Annotated in this window: 16 protein-coding genes; 9 read left to right on the forward strand and 7 right to left on the reverse strand. The window is 59.9% G+C overall.

All coding sequences use genetic code 11. The features are described 5' to 3' along the window. Positions 1–3 precede the first annotated feature (3 nt). The 5 genes from AC0IYN_RS12590 to AC0IYN_RS12610 form a co-directional block, all read right to left on the reverse strand. Complete coding sequence (locus AC0IYN_RS12590) at positions 4–399, reverse strand: DUF1090 domain-containing protein (RefSeq protein ID WP_406596645.1); 396 nt, start codon at positions 397–399, stop codon at positions 4–6. Between the two features lie 42 nt (positions 400–441). Next, on the reverse strand, positions 442–2,103 hold the full coding sequence (gene ligB, locus AC0IYN_RS12595) for an NAD-dependent DNA ligase LigB (RefSeq protein WP_471841624.1): 1,662 nt from the start codon (positions 2,101–2,103) through the stop codon (positions 442–444). A 98-nt stretch (positions 2,104–2,201) separates the two neighbouring features. Beyond that, entirely contained in the window at positions 2,202–2,552 is a 351-nt protein-coding gene (locus tag AC0IYN_RS12600) for a hypothetical protein (protein WP_406596647.1), read from the reverse strand. A gap of 211 nt (positions 2,553–2,763) precedes the next feature. Next, positions 2,764–3,954 (reverse strand): methionine adenosyltransferase, encoded by a 1,191-nt coding sequence (metK, locus tag AC0IYN_RS12605; protein WP_034109862.1) that lies wholly within the window; start codon positions 3,952–3,954, stop codon positions 2,764–2,766. Between the two features lie 19 nt (positions 3,955–3,973). Next, the gene (locus AC0IYN_RS12610; RefSeq protein WP_471841627.1) at positions 3,974–4,969 is read right to left on the reverse strand and encodes an ArsR/SmtB family transcription factor; all 996 of its coding nucleotides are present in this window, start codon (positions 4,967–4,969) and stop codon (positions 3,974–3,976) included. Positions 4,970–5,230: 261 nt separating this feature from the next. Between AC0IYN_RS12610 and tkt the strand changes: the two genes are divergently transcribed. The 6 genes from tkt to fba all read left to right on the forward strand — a co-directional run bounded on the left by tkt (position 5,231) and on the right by fba (position 11,454). Then, positions 5,231–7,228, forward strand: a complete 1,998-nt coding sequence (gene tkt / locus AC0IYN_RS12615) for a transketolase (RefSeq protein WP_028618256.1) — start codon at positions 5,231–5,233, stop codon at positions 7,226–7,228. 160 nt (positions 7,229–7,388) lie between these two features. Beyond that, positions 7,389–8,444 carry an erythrose-4-phosphate dehydrogenase gene (epd, locus tag AC0IYN_RS12620; protein ID WP_016977753.1) on the forward strand — a complete coding sequence of 352 codons (1,056 nt, stop codon included), beginning with the start codon at positions 7,389–7,391 and terminating at the stop codon, positions 8,442–8,444. 17 nt (positions 8,445–8,461) lie between these two features. Beyond that, positions 8,462–9,625, forward strand: a complete 1,164-nt coding sequence (locus tag AC0IYN_RS12625; RefSeq protein WP_471841629.1) for a phosphoglycerate kinase — start codon at positions 8,462–8,464, stop codon at positions 9,623–9,625. A gap of 29 nt (positions 9,626–9,654) precedes the next feature. Then, positions 9,655–9,882 (forward strand): hypothetical protein, encoded by a 228-nt coding sequence (locus AC0IYN_RS12630; protein WP_016977755.1) that lies wholly within the window; start codon positions 9,655–9,657, stop codon positions 9,880–9,882. A 47-nt stretch (positions 9,883–9,929) separates the two neighbouring features. Further along, a complete protein-coding gene (locus tag AC0IYN_RS12635; protein WP_016977756.1) occupies positions 9,930–10,265 on the forward strand; it encodes an MliC family protein in 336 nt (111 codons plus the stop codon). 124 nt (positions 10,266–10,389) lie between these two features. After that, entirely contained in the window at positions 10,390–11,454 is a 1,065-nt protein-coding gene (fba, locus tag AC0IYN_RS12640) for a class II fructose-bisphosphate aldolase (RefSeq protein ID WP_003177554.1), read from the forward strand. A 1,104-nt stretch (positions 11,455–12,558) separates the two neighbouring features. On the opposite strand, the gene AC0IYN_RS12645 is transcribed toward fba, so the two are convergent. After that, positions 12,559–13,224 (reverse strand): polysaccharide lyase family 7 protein, encoded by a 666-nt coding sequence (locus tag AC0IYN_RS12645; RefSeq protein ID WP_078050516.1) that lies wholly within the window; start codon positions 13,222–13,224, stop codon positions 12,559–12,561. A gap of 311 nt (positions 13,225–13,535) precedes the next feature. Here AC0IYN_RS12645 and AC0IYN_RS12650 point away from each other — a divergent pair, with 311 nt between their 5' ends. From AC0IYN_RS12650 to AC0IYN_RS12660, 3 genes are read left to right on the forward strand one after another with little or no spacing between them, the layout of a single operon-like run. Then, positions 13,536–15,641 carry a putative bifunctional diguanylate cyclase/phosphodiesterase gene (locus AC0IYN_RS12650; protein ID WP_406596649.1) on the forward strand — a complete coding sequence of 702 codons (2,106 nt, stop codon included), beginning with the start codon at positions 13,536–13,538 and terminating at the stop codon, positions 15,639–15,641. A gap of 42 nt (positions 15,642–15,683) precedes the next feature. After that, positions 15,684–16,184 carry a M48 metallopeptidase family protein gene (locus AC0IYN_RS12655; RefSeq protein WP_010207148.1) on the forward strand — a complete coding sequence of 167 codons (501 nt, stop codon included), beginning with the start codon at positions 15,684–15,686 and terminating at the stop codon, positions 16,182–16,184. A 19-nt stretch (positions 16,185–16,203) separates the two neighbouring features. Beyond that, positions 16,204–16,500: a winged helix-turn-helix domain-containing protein gene (locus AC0IYN_RS12660; protein ID WP_406596650.1), complete on the forward strand. Its 297-nt coding sequence runs from the start codon at positions 16,204–16,206 to the stop codon at positions 16,498–16,500. Between the two features lie 108 nt (positions 16,501–16,608). Here AC0IYN_RS12660 and AC0IYN_RS12665 read toward each other — a convergent pair whose 3' ends face one another. Then, positions 16,609–17,061: a GNAT family N-acetyltransferase gene (locus AC0IYN_RS12665; protein ID WP_099493089.1), complete on the reverse strand. Its 453-nt coding sequence runs from the start codon at positions 17,059–17,061 to the stop codon at positions 16,609–16,611.

Below are 17,061 nucleotides of genomic sequence, written 5' to 3' on the forward strand. Positions count from 1 at the left end.
GGTTTATTCGTCGAGTTCGTCGACAGCGTCCTGCAGTTCCTTACGGGACTCGGCGAGCTTGTCCTTGCGCTTGTTGATCTTGTCCGCGTCACCTTTTTTCATGGCCTTGTCGAGGTCAGCCTGGCGGCGGCTGACCTCATGCTTGGCGTCGAGCACCTTATTTTCGCGCTCTTTCTTCAGGGACGCGTCGGTGCAATTGGCGGTGACTTCGCTCAGGGCTTTTTCCAGGCCGGCTTGTTGTGCACTGTTGCCGTGGGCCTTGGCTTGTTCGATCTGGGTGCTGATGGCTTGGCGCTTGGCCGCGCAGCCCGTGAGCTGCGCAGCTTCTTCGGCGGCCAGCAGCGGTGTGGCCATGAAGCTTGCGACGGTCAGCAAGGCAAAGGGGGCTAGAAATTTCATGTGGGGCTCCAAAGTCGCAATCTGATGGCGGGGAGAGCAGGTTCAAAAGCCGTCCACCCCCGCCACGCGTAATGTTTCAGCCATGGCCTGTACGTGCGGGTCGCGAAAAAATGCGCTCAATTGCGCCGCGCGGCCCGGGCCGATCCCGTCGATGGCCAGCCAGGCCTGGGTATCTCTGGCGACCAGCGTCAGCCAGTCGCCTTCCAGGTTGTTACGTGCCGCAGGCGGTACACCCAAGGCTTTTAGCCATTGTGCAAAAGGCCGTTGCCGCGCGCTGTGGAGGCCCTCGAGCACTCGTGCGCGGCTGCGATCACCGAAGCCCTCAATGTTAGCAAGCTCTGCCGCATCCAGGGTCAACCAATCGAGAAAGCCTGCGATTAGACCGGCCTGGATCAATACGTTCCAGGTCTCGCGGCCGATATACGGCAAGGCCAGGCCCTGGTTGCCGCTCAGCCAGGTCAGACGTGCCAGCAACTGCTCCTCGCAACCGGGGTCAAGTTGCCAGCAGCTCAAGGCGTGGAATTTAGCTGGGTTGGGCACTGGCAAGTCCGCCCGGGTGGGGCTGCGCAGGACGACCTCGTCCAGCCGAGGAATAACCTGGCCCGCCAGGCTGATGGAAACCTGGTCGCCCGCGCGGATATCGAGTGCCTGCCAGCGTTTCAATGAGCCAGCGCTCACCCGGCTGATCTGCCGGTCATCCAACCGTACCGGCTCCAATTCCAGCATGGGCGTGATGCGCCCGGTGCGGCCAATCTTGAACTGCACGTTGCGCACCCATGCCAAGGCCTTGGTCACCGGGTACTTCCAGGCGGCTGACCAATAGGGGGCGCTGGCTTGCCAACGCTTGGCAGGTGCGCGTTGTGCCTGGTGCAGCACCACGCCATCGCTGGCAAACGGCAGGGGGTGGTTGTACCAATAGGCGCGCCAGTGCGCGGCTTCACTGATGTCGCGGATGGGCTGGCTGTAGCGCCGGCTATCGGTGAAACCCCAGCGTGCCAGGGTGGCCAGGCGTTCGGTAAACGCTGCCGGGCCGTCCGGCCAGGCCCAAACGAACAAGCCAATGCCAGCGGCGTCGGTGTCGCTCAAGTGTTTGCGGTTCATCAACCCGGCCACCTTGCCGCGAGCATTGAGCCCGCCGCTTGCTGACTGCACGTGGTCATCGAGACGCCAATAGAGTTCGCCTTGCAGCACCAGATCGATGGGTTCGGGCAACTGCTGGACAATACCGGGAATCTTGCGTGCGGAGGCGGACCAGTCGTGGCCTGCCGCTCCATCGCCTCGACTGATGACCTGTTTCAAGCGCCCCTGGCGATACACCAGGGACACTGCAACACCATCGACCTTGGGTTGAATCCAGACATCCTGGCGCGTATTTAACCAGGCGTCGACGGCTTGCTCGTCCAGCAGCTTCTCCAGGCCAGTATGGGCAACGGGATGAGACAACGTTCCGCGTGAACTCGCCAGTGGGTTGGCAGGCGCCGCAGCCGTTTCGGGGAAACACTGGTGCCAATGGGTCAAGCGCTGGCGCGCCTGGTCGTAGAGTTCATCGTTGACGGGGGACTGGCCAAGCCGGTGGTAACTGTCATCCCAGTGGCGGATCTGCGCGGCCAGGGCACCCACCTGTGAACGGGCTGCGTCCGGGCACTCTTCGGCCCACACCCAGAGAGGTAACGCGATGAGTAAAAGGGCAACCAGTGAATGCATCAGGAGCATCCTTGCTCGGAAGGGGCGCCCAGCCTAAATGATCCACTCGGCCACAAAAAAGCCCCGACAGGGCGGGGCTTTTTACTGGGTGTTTCTATTTACTTGAACAGACCGCCCAGGGCTTTCACCGCGTCCGGCTTATCGGCCTTGGCTTCCTGCGTTTGCTGCTTGGCGTCGGCTTTGGCCTGGGCTTCGGAAAGTTTGTTGCAACCTTTGTTGATCTGGTCCTGCGCGGCTTTGAAGGCCTTCACTTTCAGGGTGTCTTTCTGGGCTTCGGCGGCATCGATCTTGGCTTGCAGGTCGTTGGCTTGTTTCTGGCAATCGCCGGAGTTGCCGCCACCCAGTTGAGCGCCAAGCGCACCACTCAGTGCGCTCAGGTCGGCAGATTGGGCCGGCAGGGCGAACAGGCTGAGCAGAAGGGCGGCAGGGGCGAGCGTGGAAATGCGCATGAAAAACCTCAATGTTCGATTGCCTGCGCACTGATGAATCCCGGGCTGGCGCAGGGCAATATCCAAATAAGGTGAAGGGCCCGAGAGGGCGCGGATTCTAAGGGGCCATCATTGGGCCTGCAAGCTTTGGATCCAAAAAGCGTGAAGGTCGTCGCGCAATAAAAAAGCCCCGCCGGAATAACCCGGCGGGGCTTTTGTGCATCGAGAGCGATTACAGGCCGGCGGCAGTGCGCAGGTCGTTGGCGCGATCGGTTTTTTCCCAGGTGAAGGTGGTGAAGGTGTCGTCGCCGACAGTCTTCTGCGCAGGGGTACGACCGAAGTGGCCGTAGGCTGCGGTTTCCTGGTACATCGGGTGCAGCAGGTCGAGCATGGTGGTGATCGCGTAAGGGCGCAGGTCGAAGATCTCACGCACCAGCTTCACGATCTTGTCATCGCTGATCTTGCCGGTGCCGAAGGTATTCAGCGAGATCGACGTAGGCTGGGCTACACCAATGGCGTAGGAAACCTGAATCTCGCAGCGCTCGGCCAGGCCGGCAGCGACGATGTTCTTGGCCACGTAACGACCGGCGTAGGCCGCCGAGCGGTCAACCTTGGAAGGATCCTTGCCCGAGAACGCGCCGCCGCCGTGACGAGCCATGCCACCGTAGCTGTCGACGATGATCTTGCGACCGGTCAGGCCACAGTCACCCACCGGGCCACCGATGATGAACTGGCCAGTGGGGTTGATGTGGAACTGGGTGTCCTTGCTCAGCAGTTCAGCCGGCAGCACGTGCTTGACGATCAGCTCCATCACGCCTTCACGCAGGTCGGCGTAGGACACGTCCGGGTTGTGCTGGGTCGACAGTACGACGGCGTCGATCCCGACGACTTTGCCGCCTTCGTAACGGCAGGTCACCTGGGACTTGGCGTCCGGGCGCAGCCACGGCAGCAGGCCGTTTTTACGGGCTTCGGCCTGGCGTTGTACAAGTTGGTGCGAGAAGGTGATCGGTGCTGGCATCAGCACGTCGGTCTCGTTGCTGGCGTAGCCGAACATCAGGCCCTGGTCGCCGGCGCCTTGATCTTCAGGCTTGGCACGGTCGACACCCTGGTTGATGTCCGGGGACTGTTTGCCGATGATGTTCATCACGCCGCAGGTCGCGCCGTCGAAGCCGACGTCGGAGCTGGTGTAGCCGATGTCGGTGATCACGTCACGAACGATCTGCTCCAGGTCGACCCAGGCGGTGGTGGTCACTTCGCCAGCGATGATCGCTACACCGGTTTTCACCAGAGTCTCGCACGCCACACGGGCGAACTTGTCTTCAGCAATGATGGCGTCCAGCACCGCATCAGAAATCTGGTCGGCGATTTTGTCCGGATGCCCTTCAGACACGGACTCGGAGGTGAAAAGGGAGTATTCGCTCATCTCGATGTTTTCCTGATATTTACCGATGGTGAGTGTCGCCAGCCGGCCGCTGGAAATGGCGGACCTGGATCTGGAAACCATTACGTAAACCTACATAGAGGCTTTCCCCGGGAACGAGTCCCGCAGCGGTGGCCCAACGGGCCAGATCGTCCTGTTCAAAACCCAACCAGAGATCACCGCAGGCCTCCCTGGCCCAATTCTGGTTGTGGCTGCATAAATCCGTAACCAGCAGGCTACCGCCGGGGTGCAGCAGCCCGGCCATTTGCTTGAGGGCGTCGGCGGGGGCGGCGAAATGGTGCAGCACCATATTCAACACCACGCAGTCGGCCTTGATCGTCGTGCTATTCAGTGCGTCCGCCAACTGCAGGCTGACATTGCCCAGCGATTCGCGTTCGCACAGCTGGCGCGCCAGTTCGAGCATCGCCGGGCTGTTGTCCAGGGCCGTGACCTGCTGGAAGCGCCGTGCCAGCTCGGGCAAGAAACCGCCATCGCCAGGGCCGACTTCCAGCGCCGTGGCCTCATGACTGAAGCTCAGCTTGTCCAGTAGCGCCAGTACGCTGTCTCGGTACTGGGGCAAGCCGGCGATCAGGTCCTGCTGGGCACGAAATTTCTCTGCAACCCGTGCGAAAAAGTCCTGGCTCGCGGCAGCGCGTTGCCCATGCACCTGGCCGATGCGCGACTGCACGTCGCCCGGCAGGCTCAGGTTGTCCACTTCTTCGAGCAGGGCGGCGTGCAGCTTGCCGCCGAGCAGTTCGGTGTGGGGCAGGGCGCGGCGGTAGAAAATCGCATTGCCTTCGCGGCGGGTGGCCACCAGGTCGGCCTGGGCCAGTACCTTCAAGTGGTGGCTCATGCCGGACTGGCCGATGGCAAAGATCTGCGCCAACTCCAGTACGCCGAAGGAATCGTTGGCCAGTGCGCGCAATACGTTCAGGCGCAACGGATCGCCAGCGGCCTTGCACAAGGCTGCCAGTTCATCGCCGTCGTCGGGGCGCAGTGAGGGCACGGGTAGGTTCATAAGGCCAGCAGTCTAGTGATGGGTGGAAGTACTCGCAAGGCCAATATCAAAAAGTTTTGATATTGAACGATAAGTGGCGGTTATAAGCAGCCGCTATAACCTCTAGACGAACCCGTTAAACGTTTCTGCAGGCGATTGCCGCCCAAAGCACAGGAAAAACACCTTCAAGTGACTATCTGTCATTGCCCGCAGGCGGTGGCTGAGGGAAAATGCCGGTCCTTTTTTCCGTTTCTTTTATATTCAAACCTCAGGAGATCAGCGATGCCCAGCCGTCGTGAGCGTGCCAACGCCATTCGTGCCCTCAGCATGGATGCCGTGCAAAAAGCCAACAGCGGCCATCCCGGTGCCCCCATGGGCATGGCGGATATCGCCGAGGTCCTGTGGCGTGACTACCTGAAACACAACCCGAGCAACCCCTCGTTCGCCGACCGTGACCGCTTCGTGCTGTCCAACGGCCATGGCTCGATGCTGATCTACTCGCTGCTGCACCTGACCGGCTACGATGTCACCATCGACGACCTCAAGAGCTTCCGTCAACTGCACAGCCGCACCCCGGGCCACCCGGAATTCGGCTATACCCCAGGCGTCGAGACCACCACCGGTCCCCTGGGTCAAGGCCTGGCCAACGCCGTTGGCTTCGCGCTGGCTGAAAAAGTCCTGGGCGCGCAGTTCAACCGCCCTGGCCACGACATCGTCGATCACCACACCTATGTGTTCCTGGGTGATGGCTGCATGATGGAAGGCATTTCCCACGAAGTCGCTTCCCTGGCCGGCACCCTGGGCCTGGGCAAGCTGATCGCGTTCTACGATGACAACGGCATCTCCATCGACGGTGAAGTCGAAGGCTGGTTCACCGATGACACCCCTAAGCGTTTCGAAGCCTACAACTGGCAGGTGATCCGCAACGTCGACGGCCACGATCCGGAAGAGATCAAGACCGCCATCGACACCGCCCGCAAGAGCGCACAGCCGACCCTGATCTGCTGCAAGACCACCATCGGTTTCGGTTCGCCGAACAAGCAGGGCAAAGAAGACTGCCACGGCGCCCCACTGGGTGACGCGGAAATCGCCCTGACCCGTGAAGCCCTGAAGTGGAACCACGGCCCGTTCGAAATCCCGGCCGACATCTACGCCGAATGGGATGCCAAGGAAAAAGGCCTGGCCACCGAAGCCGAGTGGGACCAGCGTTTCGCGGCCTACTCCGCTGAATTCCCGGAGCTGGCCAATGAGCTGGTCCGTCGCCTGGCCGGTGACCTGCCTGCCGACTTCTCGGAAAAAGCCTCGGCCTACATCGCCGAAGTCGCGGCCAAGGGTGAGACCATCGCCAGCCGTAAAGCCAGCCAGAACACCTTGAACGCCTTCGGCCCGCTGCTGCCTGAGATCCTTGGCGGCTCGGCTGACCTGGCCGGTTCCAACCTGACCCTGTGGAAAGGCTGCAAAGGTGTCTCGGCTGAAGACGCCAGCGGCAACTACATGTACTACGGCGTGCGTGAGTTCGGCATGAGCGCCATCATGAACGGCGTGTCCCTGCACGGCGGCCTGGTGCCTTACGGCGCGACCTTCCTGATGTTCATGGAGTACGCCCGCAACGCCGTACGCATGGCTGCGCTGATGAAGAAGCGTGTTATCCATGTCTACACCCACGACTCCATCGGCCTGGGCGAAGACGGCCCGACGCACCAGCCGGTCGAACAACTGACCAGCCTGCGTACCACGCCGAACCTGGATTGCTGGCGTCCAGCCGACGCGGTGGAATCCGCCGTGGCCTGGAAGCACGCCATCGAGCGCAAGGACGGCCCTTCGGCGCTGATCTTCTCGCGTCAGAACCTGCAGCACCAAGTGCGTACCGACGCACAGATCGCCGACATCAGCCGTGGTGGCTACGTGCTCAAGGACTGCATCGGCGAGCCGGAGCTGATCCTGATCTCCACCGGTTCCGAAGTGGGCCTGACCGTTCAAGCCTATGACAAGCTGACCGCGCAAGGCCGCAACGTACGTGTTGTGTCCATGCCGTGCACCAGCGTGTTCGAAGCCCAGGACGCTGGCTACAAGCAATCGGTGCTGCCGTTGCAGGTCAGCGCACGTATCGCCATCGAAGCGGCGCACGCCGACTACTGGTACAAGTACGTGGGCCTGGAAGGCCGCGTGATCGGCATGACCACCTACGGTGAGTCGGCGCCGGCGCCAGCGTTGTTCGAAGAGTTCGGTTTCACCCTGGAAAACATCCTGGGTCAGGCTGAAGAGCTGCTGGAAGACTAAGGCTGTAAATTGGGGTGGCTGGACTGGCCTCTTCGCGAGCAAGCCCGCTCCCACACTTGACCGAGTTCCAGCATGAGAATGCGGTCAAAATGTGGGAGCGGGCTTGCTCGCGAAAGCGGTCTAGCAGCCACCCCATTACCCAATGGTAATCGAGAACCCCATGCCCCAACCCCGTCCCTACAAAGTTGCACTCAACGGCTACGGCCGCATTGGTCGTTGCGTCTTGCGTGCGCTGTTCGAGCGAGGGGCGGCGGCCGGGTTTGAAATTGTTGCGATCAATGATCTGGCCGACATGGCCAGCATCGAATACCTGACACGCTTTGACTCCACCCACGGTCGCTTCCCCGGCGAAGTACGGGTTGAGGGCGATTGTCTGCATATTAATGGCAACTGCGTGCAGGTCTTGCGCAGTGCCACCCCCGAAGGCATCGACTGGAAAGCACTGGGCGTCGACCTGGTGCTGGAGTGTTCCGGTGTCTATCACACCCGTGCCGACGGCCAGCGTTTCCTCGACGCCGGCGCACCGCGTGTGCTGTTTTCCCAGCCGATGGCCAGCGAGGCGGATGTCGACGCCACCATCGTCTATGGCATTAACCAGGATTGCCTGACTGGCGATGAGCTGCTGGTGTCCAACGCGTCCTGCACCACCAACTGCAGCGTGCCGCTCTTGCGCCTGCTGGATCAGGCGATTGGCCTGGATTATGTGTCGATCACCACGATTCACTCGGCGATGAACGACCAGCCGGTGATCGACGCCTATCACCACGAAGACCTGCGCCGTACGCGTTCGGCGTTCCAGTCAGTGATTCCGGTGTCCACGGGCCTGGCGCGCGGTATCGAGCGACTGTTGCCGGAACTTGCCGGGCGAATCCAGGCCAAAGCCGTACGGGTGCCGACGGTGAACGTGTCCTGCCTGGACATCACCATGCAGACCGTCAGTGACACTGATGCGACGGAGGTCAACCGGATCCTGCGCGATGCCGCCACCAGCGGCCCGCTCAAAGGTCTGCTGGCCTACACCGAGTTGCCCCACGCCAGTTGCGATTTCAACCATGACCCGCATTCGGCGATTGTCGATGCCAGCCAGACCCGCGTTTCCGGCCCGAGGCTGGTGAATATCCTGGCCTGGTTCGACAACGAATGGGGCTTTGCCAACCGAATGCTGGATGTTGCGGAACATTATCTGCACATCGCCTCTAAACAACCTCAACAGTAATTCAGGAACTGCGACCCATGACCGTGTTGAAGATGACCGACCTCGATCTGCAAGGTAAGTGCGTACTGATCCGCGAAGACCTCAACGTCCCAGTCAAGGACGGTGTTGTCACCAGCGATGCGCGAATCCTGGCCTCGCTGCCGACCATCAAGCTGGCCCTGGAAAAAGGCGCGGCCGTGATGGTCTGCTCCCACCTGGGTCGTCCGACCGAAGGTGAGTTCTCCGCCGAAAACAGCCTCAAGCCTGTCGCCGATTACCTCAGCAAGGCCCTGGGCCGCGACGTGCCGCTGGTGGCTGATTACCTGGGCGGTGTGGACGTCAAAGCTGGCGACATCGTGTTGTTCGAAAACGTACGCTTCAACAAGGGCGAGAAAAAGAACAGCGACGAACTGGCCCAGCAATACGCTGCGCTGTGCGACGTGTTCGTGATGGACGCATTTGGCACCGCTCACCGCGCCGAAGGCTCCACCCATGGCGTGGCCAAGTTCGCCAAGGTTGCTGCCGCTGGCCCGCTGCTGGCCGCTGAGTTGGACGCGCTGGGCAAGGCCCTGGGCGCGCCGGCGCAACCGATGGCTGCCATCGTCGCCGGTTCCAAGGTGTCCACCAAGCTGGACGTACTCAACAGCTTGAGCCAGATCTGCAACCAGCTGATCGTCGGCGGCGGCATTGCCAACACCTTCCTGGCCGCAGCCGGTCATCCGGTGGGCAAGTCCCTGTACGAGCCGGACCTGCTCGACACGGCCCGTGCCATCGCCGCCAAAGTCAGCGTGCCATTACCAGTCGACGTTGTGGTCGCCAAGGAATTTGCCGAAAGCGCCGAAGCCACCGTCAAGCTGATCGCTGATGTGGCCGCCGACGACATGATCTTGGACATCGGCCCACAAACCGCAGCCAACTTCGCCGAACTGCTGAAAGCCTCGCAGACCATCCTGTGGAACGGTCCAGTGGGTGTGTTCGAATTCGACCAGTTCGGTAACGGCACCAAAGTGCTGGCCAAGGCCATCGCAGAAAGCTCGGCCTTCTCCATCGCTGGCGGTGGCGACACCCTGGCAGCTATCGATAAATATGGCGTTGCTGACCAAATCTCCTACATTTCTACCGGTGGCGGCGCGTTCCTTGAATTCGTCGAAGGCAAAGTACTGCCGGCCGTTGAAGTGCTGGAAACCCGAGCCAAAGGCTGAGGCTCGTGATCCGGAAAAGGAGTGTTCCCATGATCAAGTCGTTGGCAATGGTGATCGCAGCGGGCCTGTTGGCCGGCTGCGGCAGCACGCCAAACGCAGAGCCGGACGCTGGCAAGCCTGCGGCACAGCAGAAAAAGAGCTGCTACCAGGCGGACTGGCAAGCCGAGACCATGCCGGTGATCAACAAGCGCATCGGCAACGAACGGCTGGAGAAATACGACGCCGCGCCCAACGGTCAGGAACAGGGTTGCCCTTGACGGGTCTGATCAACTGGCGGCCGTCGGTCGCCTCACGAGGATTGGCAATGAAAGGCGTTTTCGCCCTGGCAGCCCTGGCCCTGTTGGCCGGCTGCAGCAGCATGAACATGTTCAGCAACAAGGCAGAAACTGCCGACAAGTGGACCACCTGGACCTGCGACAGCAAGGCTGAGGTGAACTGGCGCTTTGCTAATCAGGCCAAATCCGAGGTGGATGTCCGTTTGGGCGGTTCCGACCAGGTTTACCGCCTCAAGCAGGACGTTGCCGCCTCGGGCGTGCTGTACAGCGACGGCCAATTGGCGTTTCACACAAAAGGTGAGGAAGGCCTGGTTTACTGGGTCGCCACCGATGATTTGATCGGGCGTGGCTGCAAAGCGCAGTAAGCCTGACAGCAATAACGATTCAGCAAGCCAGGTGTGTAAAGCCTGGTCTGCAATAACTTGAATAGCAGCCGCCGCTACGGCAGGCTTGCACGATTAACGACCCTCGACCGGGAGAGACAACACAATGGCACTTATCAGCATGCGTCAAATGCTGGACCACGCAGCCGAATTCGGCTACGGCGTCCCAGCCTTTAACGTCAACAACCTTGAGCAGATGCGCGCCATCATGGAAGCCGCTGACAAGACCGACTCCCCCGTGATCGTCCAGGCTTCGGCCGGTGCGCGCAAATACGCTGGCGCCCCGTTCCTGCGTCACTTGATACTCGCCGCAATCGAAGAATTCCCGCACATCCCGGTGTGCATGCACCAGGACCACGGCACCAGCCCTGACGTGTGCCAGCGCTCCATCCAACTGGGCTTCAGCTCGGTGATGATGGACGGTTCCCTCGGCGAAGACGGCAAGACCCCGACCGACTACGAGTACAACGTACGCGTCACCCAACAAACCGTGGCCATGGCGCACGCCTGCGGCGTATCGGTTGAAGGCGAGCTGGGCTGCCTGGGTTCCCTGGAAACCGGCATGGCTGGCGAAGAAGACGGCATCGGCGCCGAAGGCGTGCTGGATCACAGCCAGATGCTGACCGACCCGGAAGAAGCCGCTGACTTCGTGAAGAAGACCCAAGTCGACGCCCTGGCCATCGCCATCGGCACCAGCCACGGCGCCTACAAGTTCACCAAGCCGCCAACCGGCGACGTGCTGGCCATCGACCGCATCAAGGAAATCCACAAGCGCATCCCCAACACCCACCTGGTGATGCACGGTTCTTCCTCGGTCCCGCAAGAGTGGCTGGCGATCATCAACCAGTACGGCGGCGACATCAAAGAAACCTACGGCGTACCGGTTGAAGAAATCGTCGAAGGCATCAAGTACGGCGTGCGCAAGGTCAACATCGACACTGACCTGCGTTTGGCGTCCACCGGCGCCATGCGTCGCCTGATGGCCACCAACCCAAGCGAGTTCGACCCGCGTAAGTTCTTCGGCGCCACCGTGACCGCGATGCGTGATGTTTGTATCGCGCGTTACGAGGCCTTCGGTACTGCCGGTAATGCTTCGAAGATCAAGCCGATCTCGTTGGAAGCGATGTATCAGCGTTACCTGAAAGGTGAGTTGAACGCTAAGGTGAACTAAGCCTCAGTCGTTTAAAGAGAAGCCCGCAGCGATGCGGGCTTTTTTGTGGCTGACTTAAACCGTGTACGAGCCCGGCTGCCTCTGCTTGGAAGGTGTTAACGGCTTGCTGTTTTGTTTGCGGGTGAAACAACTGTCAATGTTGACAGGTCTCTATATTTGCTTGCTATGTATTTTTTTGGGTTTATATCCAGACGAAATTAGCAAGCGCCAAGTTGAAATAAGCGCCGCCTGTTATAAAAAAGCCGGCGTGAGGAGAATTTTATAAGCGCAGTTTATCTCAATGTACGTGAGCTGTTTCCTAAGTGTCGATGGGTTGAATTTTTTATAACCGTGCTTTTTTATAGTGTTTTTTTCATAAGTGTTGATTCTGTTAGGAAAAGGCGAGTGCAGGTTTGAACTTAATGAGATGTACCTGTTATTTCTGACAGTAGAAAATGATTGGATTTAGGTGTTTTATGTTAGCGCTACACAGGTTTTTTCAGTTCAATTGCGGAGAATACGGTCATGGCTAAAGTAATAAGTGCAACTGTTCAAGGATATGGTTTCGCGGAGCTCCCAGGTCAAGGGTCGGCTCCCTATGCCAGTCTTCAAACAACAGGCTCACACAATGGTCCAGGCTCTGATACCTATATGGTCTTCGGCGTGCCAGAGGATCAATTCCCTGTACAATCAAGTGCGATTTTTACTCTTGAGCCAATTCCTGGCGGCTGGGCGTTTAGGTCAGGGCAGCGTAGTTAAGGTTTTGTATTTAAACGAGCGCCCTTTGTGGGATGACCCTGTTATAGGCGTGTGACTAATGTTTCGAAGTATTATTTTTGATAAGTTGCATAAGCTAACGTATGAAAAGCCCGCAGTGATGCGGGCTTTTTACTCATCATTTGGTCAGCTGAAATGTGAAAGAAAGTGGACAAAAACTGTTTGAATTATCGGCTACTTGCCGGCTCCTACAGTGGCGGTGTGTCAGTCGCCGAAACCGTTGGCTGAGCCATCGCTATCGCCGGCAAGCCGGGCTCCTACAGGGGATCGGGGTGTTTGAGACAGGTATTGATGCGCGATTGATCCATCGACGTCATCGGACGTGGCCTACACGAAATAAGCCCGTGCTCAGTCGTGATCAATATCCAACTTGGCAAACGTCACCCGCGCGCCTTCCTTGCTGTCCCCGCTGTTGTCCTGCACATATGCCCCCGCCTTGAAGTACAACGGCTTGGCGCCCCACGCCGCACCAATGCGCTCATTCCATTCTCCATCCGCGGCATACACGCTCAGCAACCCGGCTTTATTGAGGTTGATCACGTAGGTAAAGCTTTTTTCCAGCGGCACATTCGAGGCTACGGTGATCACCCGCCCTTCGCCGTCATCCGGTCGCATGCGTACCTTGGCGACAATATTGCCGGTCTGGGTCTTTTCCTTGAATTGATATTCCAGCTTGATCAGCGGCTTCTGGCTGTCATAGGCATGGATCTGCCCAATCACGATTTTGCCGGTGGACGGCACCTGATTCACTTGCAGGGTGGCGCGTAGAAAGTTGTCCGCATCCGAATAGGTCCAGTTGCGTAAACGCCCATCGGCGTAGGTCTCACGCAGTTCACTGCGGGGGTACACGGCATTTTCGGTACGGGTGCCGGTGACGGGGGTCCAGAATTGCACGTTGCTGCCTTCGGCCTGGAAATATTGGTCTTTGAAGCCATTCATCAGCTTCGGGGTGTCGATGGTGGCGGGCGGGGAGCCGACCGGGATGCTGAGGTTCCAGGTAGATAGGTCGATCATGGCGTAGGCCTTTTTACAGAGGGGTGTAGGCTATGGCCCTTGGGCCAGACAGGTTCTTTATAGGTGGTGTTAACCATCTTGTTAAATGTTTGCTGGCAACTTATTGGCGTCAAGGGAATGTCAAAAAGCCATGTTTCCCATGATCCGTGGGCTTCAGGCACTTACCGTTAGTCGGCTTACTGAAAATTGGCGCAATGATGGCACCGCCATTACTTCTGATTTTTTGGAACCGGGGATAGAGTGAGGCCTCAGCGTTTATCCGGGTTTATCTCAGAAGTGACCGGAGCAGCTCCTTAAGGAAGAGACGTAGCATGGATTGCGCTCCACACCACGGCGATGGCGATTCGGTTCTTTTGGTGGTCGATGACTACCCGGAAAACCTGCTCAGCATGCGCGCACTTTTGCAGCGGGAAGACTGGCAGGTGATCACCGCAGGTTCCGGCCTGGAAGCACTCGAATTGCTGCTGCAGCACGAAGTCGACCTGGTACTGCTGGATGTGAAGATGCCCGGCATGGACGGCTTTGAAGTCGCCCGCCTGATGCGTGGCAGCCAGCGCACCCGCATGACGCCGATCATCTTCCTCAGCGCCAACGCCCAATCACCCGCCGCCGTGCTGGAAGGCTACGCCAGCGGCGCCATCGATTACCTGTTCAAGCCCTTCGACCCGCATATCCTCAAGCCCAAGGTCCAGGCGTTGCTGGAGCACCAGCGCAACCGCCGGGCCTTGCAGCGCCTGAGCCATGACCTGGAGTCTGCGCGCGCCTTTAATGCGTCGGTGTTGGACAACGCCGCCGAAGGCATCCTGGTGGTCAGCGAGGAGGGCGTGATCGAGTACGCCAACCCGGCGATCTCACGCCTGCTGAATGCGAAGATGGATGAGCTGCAAGGCCAAGAGTTCTTGAGCTTCCTGCAAAAACCCCATGTGCCCACGTGGCTCGAATCGCAGATGCACAGCGCTTACCGCCAGAGTGAGACCTGGCGCCTGCACGATGCGATCCTGCGCACCGGCCGCGGCCAGCAGGTGCCGGTGGCGTTGTCCTGTGCGCCGTTGCCGGCTGAGCAGAAGGCGATGGTGGTGACGGTGCTGGATATGTCCGAGGTGCGCCACCTGCACCAGCAACTGGAGTTCCAGGCCGTCACCGACCCATTGACCGGGTTGCTCAACCGACGCGGGTTTTATCAGGCGGTGGAGAACACCCTGCTGCGCAGCGAACGGCTGGAGCAATCGCTGGTGTTGCTCTACCTGGACCTCGACGGTTTCAAGCGGGTCAATGATTCCCTCGGCCATGACGCCGGCGACCGGGTACTGCGTTGGGTCTCTGAACAATTACAGGGTTGCCTGCGGTCCTACGACATTCTTGGGCGCATGGGCGGCGATGAATTCACCGCGCTGCTGGAGCTGGAGTTCCCCGAGCAGGCGGCGAAGATTGCGGAAAAACTGATCGAACGCGTGTCGATCTGCCAACAGGTGGACGGCCTGGACGTGATGCTCGGCGTCAGCATTGGCATCGCCACCTTCCCGGACTGCGGCTCGGACCTGAACGGCCTGCTGCGCGCGGCTGACATCGCCATGTACGAAGCCAAGCGTGCGGGCCGTCAGCAATATCGCTATTACGATCAGGAAATGAACGGCCGCGCCCGTTCGCGACTGATGCTCGAAGACAGCGTGCGCACGGCGATTCAAAACAAGGATTTCACCCTGGTCTACCAGCCTCAGGTGGCCCTGGAGGACGGGCGCGTGCGTGGCGTCGAAGCGCTGCTGCGCTGGCAGCACCCGAGTGTTGGCGATGTACCGCCGGGGCTGTTCCTACCGTTGCTGGAAGAAGCGCGGTTGATCAGCCAACTGAGCACGTGGATCTATCAACAAGTCGGCGCCCAGCGCCAGGCGTGGCAAGCCGCCTTCGATGATGAGCTGGTGCTGAGCGTGAGCCTGAGCAGCAACCAGTTCAACATGCCCAACCTGGCCACCCAGCTGCAGCAGGTGCTTGAGCGACATGGGCTACAGGGGCACCAGTTGGAGGTGGAGATCAGTGAAGACAGCCTGATGAACAACCTGGAAGAGTCGACCAAGCAGCTCAGGTTATTGCGCCAGATTGGCGTGCGCACCGCCCTGGATGACTTTGGCCTGGGCAATTGTTCCCTGGCGCATCTGCGCGACCTGGCGTTCGATACGCTCAAGCTCGACCCGCAATTGGTCGCACGCCTGCCGGGCTCCGCGCGGGATGCAGTGATGGCGCGCAGCATCATCGAGCTGTGCGGGCATTTTGATGTGGTGGTCGTCGCCGAGGGCGTGGAGACCCAGGAGCAAGCCCAGTGGCTCAAGGCCAATGGTTGCCCGTTCATTCAGGGCCCGCTGGCGTCAGAGCCGCTGATGGCCGAGGAAGTAGCGCACTGGTGCCGCGCTCGCGTGCGCTGAATTCGCTACACTGGCGGCCATCCAAGCCCTGTTGCAGACCCCATGACCGCGCTGAAATACCTCCAGGCCTATCCCGCCGCCCTCCAGGAGCAAGTGCGCCAGCTGATCGCCAAGGACCAGTTGGGTGCCTACCTGGAACAGCGATACCCCGAACGCCACGCCGTGCAAAGCGACAAGGCCCTGTATGCCTACGCCCTGGCCTTGAAGCAGGAACACCTGCGCAACGCGCCGGCGATCGACAAGGTGCTGTTCGATAATCGCCTGGACCTGACCCATCGCGCCCTCGGCCTGCACACCACGATCTCGCGGGTGCAGGGCGGCAACCTGAAGTCCAAGAAAGAGATCCGCATTGCCGCACTGTTCAAGGAGGCGGCGCCGGAGTTCCTGCGCATGATCGTGGTACACGAACTGGCGCACTTCAAGGAGTCGGACCACAACAAGGCATTCTACAAACTCTGTGAGTACATGATGCCGGGCTACCATCAGGTGGAATTCGACCTGCGGGTCTACCTCACGTACCGCGACCTGCAGGGCAAACCCTGACCGCACAAGGCGACCGACCATGGATGTGAGCAAGACCAAGAGCAGCTTTTACCGCCGCCTGTACGTGGCCTACCTGATCGACAGCGGCCAGGCCAGCAGTGTGCCGGCGTTGACTGAGGTGACGGGCATGCCCCGGCGTACGGCCCAGGATACGATTGCGGCCTTGGCCGACTTGGATATCGTCTGCGAGTTCGAGCAGGAAGACGGCGCCCGCAACCATGCCGGGTGTTATCGGATTCGCAGTTGGGGAGCGATTGATCGGCGGTGGATCGAGCTGAATCTGGGTCAGATCAAGCAGGTGTTGGGCTACCCATGAAGGGAGGTGGTGAATCGCCTGATGCCTTCGCGAGCAAGCCCACACACATTCGACCGCATTTCCATAGGTATACCCGGTTGAATGTGGGGCTTGCCTGCGGCGAGACCCTCAGTCGCGGCGCATGCCGATGTGCGGAATATCATCCTCAAGGTATTCCTCACCCGCCACTACAAACCCATACCGCCCGTAGTACCCCTGCAAATGCGCCTGGGCTGACAGGAATATCGGCGTCTGCGGCCAGATTTCGGCAATCTGCTTGAGGGTTTCTTCCATCATCCGATGCCCCAGCCCGGTGCCGCGCGCAACCGGCGCTACAATCACCCGGCCGATCACCACATCACCGCCCTGTGACTCTGGGTCCAGCAGGCGCAGGTAAGCGACCAACTGGTCGTCCTGCCAGGCCATCAGGTGATGGGTGTCGCCTTCCAGGTCCTGCCCGTCGAGATCCTGGTAGACGCATTTCTGCTCAACGACAAACACCTCGTTGCGCAAGCGCAGGATGGCGTAGAGCTGTTCCTTGCCGAGGTCATTGTGATGTTTGCAGACCCATTCAACTGTCAT

It is taken from the genome of Pseudomonas sp. AC112, assembly GCF_979253545.1.

Coding starts and splice junctions, on each gene's coding strand:
- AC0IYN_RS12590 (WP_406596645.1), bottom strand. CDS start 399: ATGAAATTTCTAGCCCCCTTTGCCTTGCTGACCGTCGCAAGCTTCATG.
- ligB (WP_471841624.1), bottom strand. CDS start 2,103: ATGCATTCACTGGTTGCCCTTTTACTCATCGCGTTACCTCTCTGGGTG.
- AC0IYN_RS12600 (WP_406596647.1), bottom strand. CDS start 2,552: ATGCGCATTTCCACGCTCGCCCCTGCCGCCCTTCTGCTCAGCCTGTTC.
- metK (WP_034109862.1), bottom strand. CDS start 3,954: ATGAGCGAATACTCCCTTTTCACCTCCGAGTCCGTGTCTGAAGGGCAT.
- AC0IYN_RS12610 (WP_471841627.1), bottom strand. CDS start 4,969: ATGAACCTACCCGTGCCCTCACTGCGCCCCGACGACGGCGATGAACTG.
- tkt (WP_028618256.1), top strand. CDS start 5,231: ATGCCCAGCCGTCGTGAGCGTGCCAACGCCATTCGTGCCCTCAGCATG.
- epd (WP_016977753.1), top strand. CDS start 7,389: ATGCCCCAACCCCGTCCCTACAAAGTTGCACTCAACGGCTACGGCCGC.
- AC0IYN_RS12625 (WP_471841629.1), top strand. CDS start 8,462: ATGACCGTGTTGAAGATGACCGACCTCGATCTGCAAGGTAAGTGCGTA.
- AC0IYN_RS12630 (WP_016977755.1), top strand. CDS start 9,655: ATGATCAAGTCGTTGGCAATGGTGATCGCAGCGGGCCTGTTGGCCGGC.
- AC0IYN_RS12635 (WP_016977756.1), top strand. CDS start 9,930: ATGAAAGGCGTTTTCGCCCTGGCAGCCCTGGCCCTGTTGGCCGGCTGC.
- fba (WP_003177554.1), top strand. CDS start 10,390: ATGGCACTTATCAGCATGCGTCAAATGCTGGACCACGCAGCCGAATTC.
- AC0IYN_RS12645 (WP_078050516.1), bottom strand. CDS start 13,224: ATGATCGACCTATCTACCTGGAACCTCAGCATCCCGGTCGGCTCCCCG.
- AC0IYN_RS12650 (WP_406596649.1), top strand. CDS start 13,536: ATGGATTGCGCTCCACACCACGGCGATGGCGATTCGGTTCTTTTGGTG.
- AC0IYN_RS12655 (WP_010207148.1), top strand. CDS start 15,684: ATGACCGCGCTGAAATACCTCCAGGCCTATCCCGCCGCCCTCCAGGAG.
- AC0IYN_RS12660 (WP_406596650.1), top strand. CDS start 16,204: ATGGATGTGAGCAAGACCAAGAGCAGCTTTTACCGCCGCCTGTACGTG.
- AC0IYN_RS12665 (WP_099493089.1), bottom strand. CDS start 17,061: ATGACAGTTGAATGGGTCTGCAAACATCACAATGACCTCGGCAAGGAA.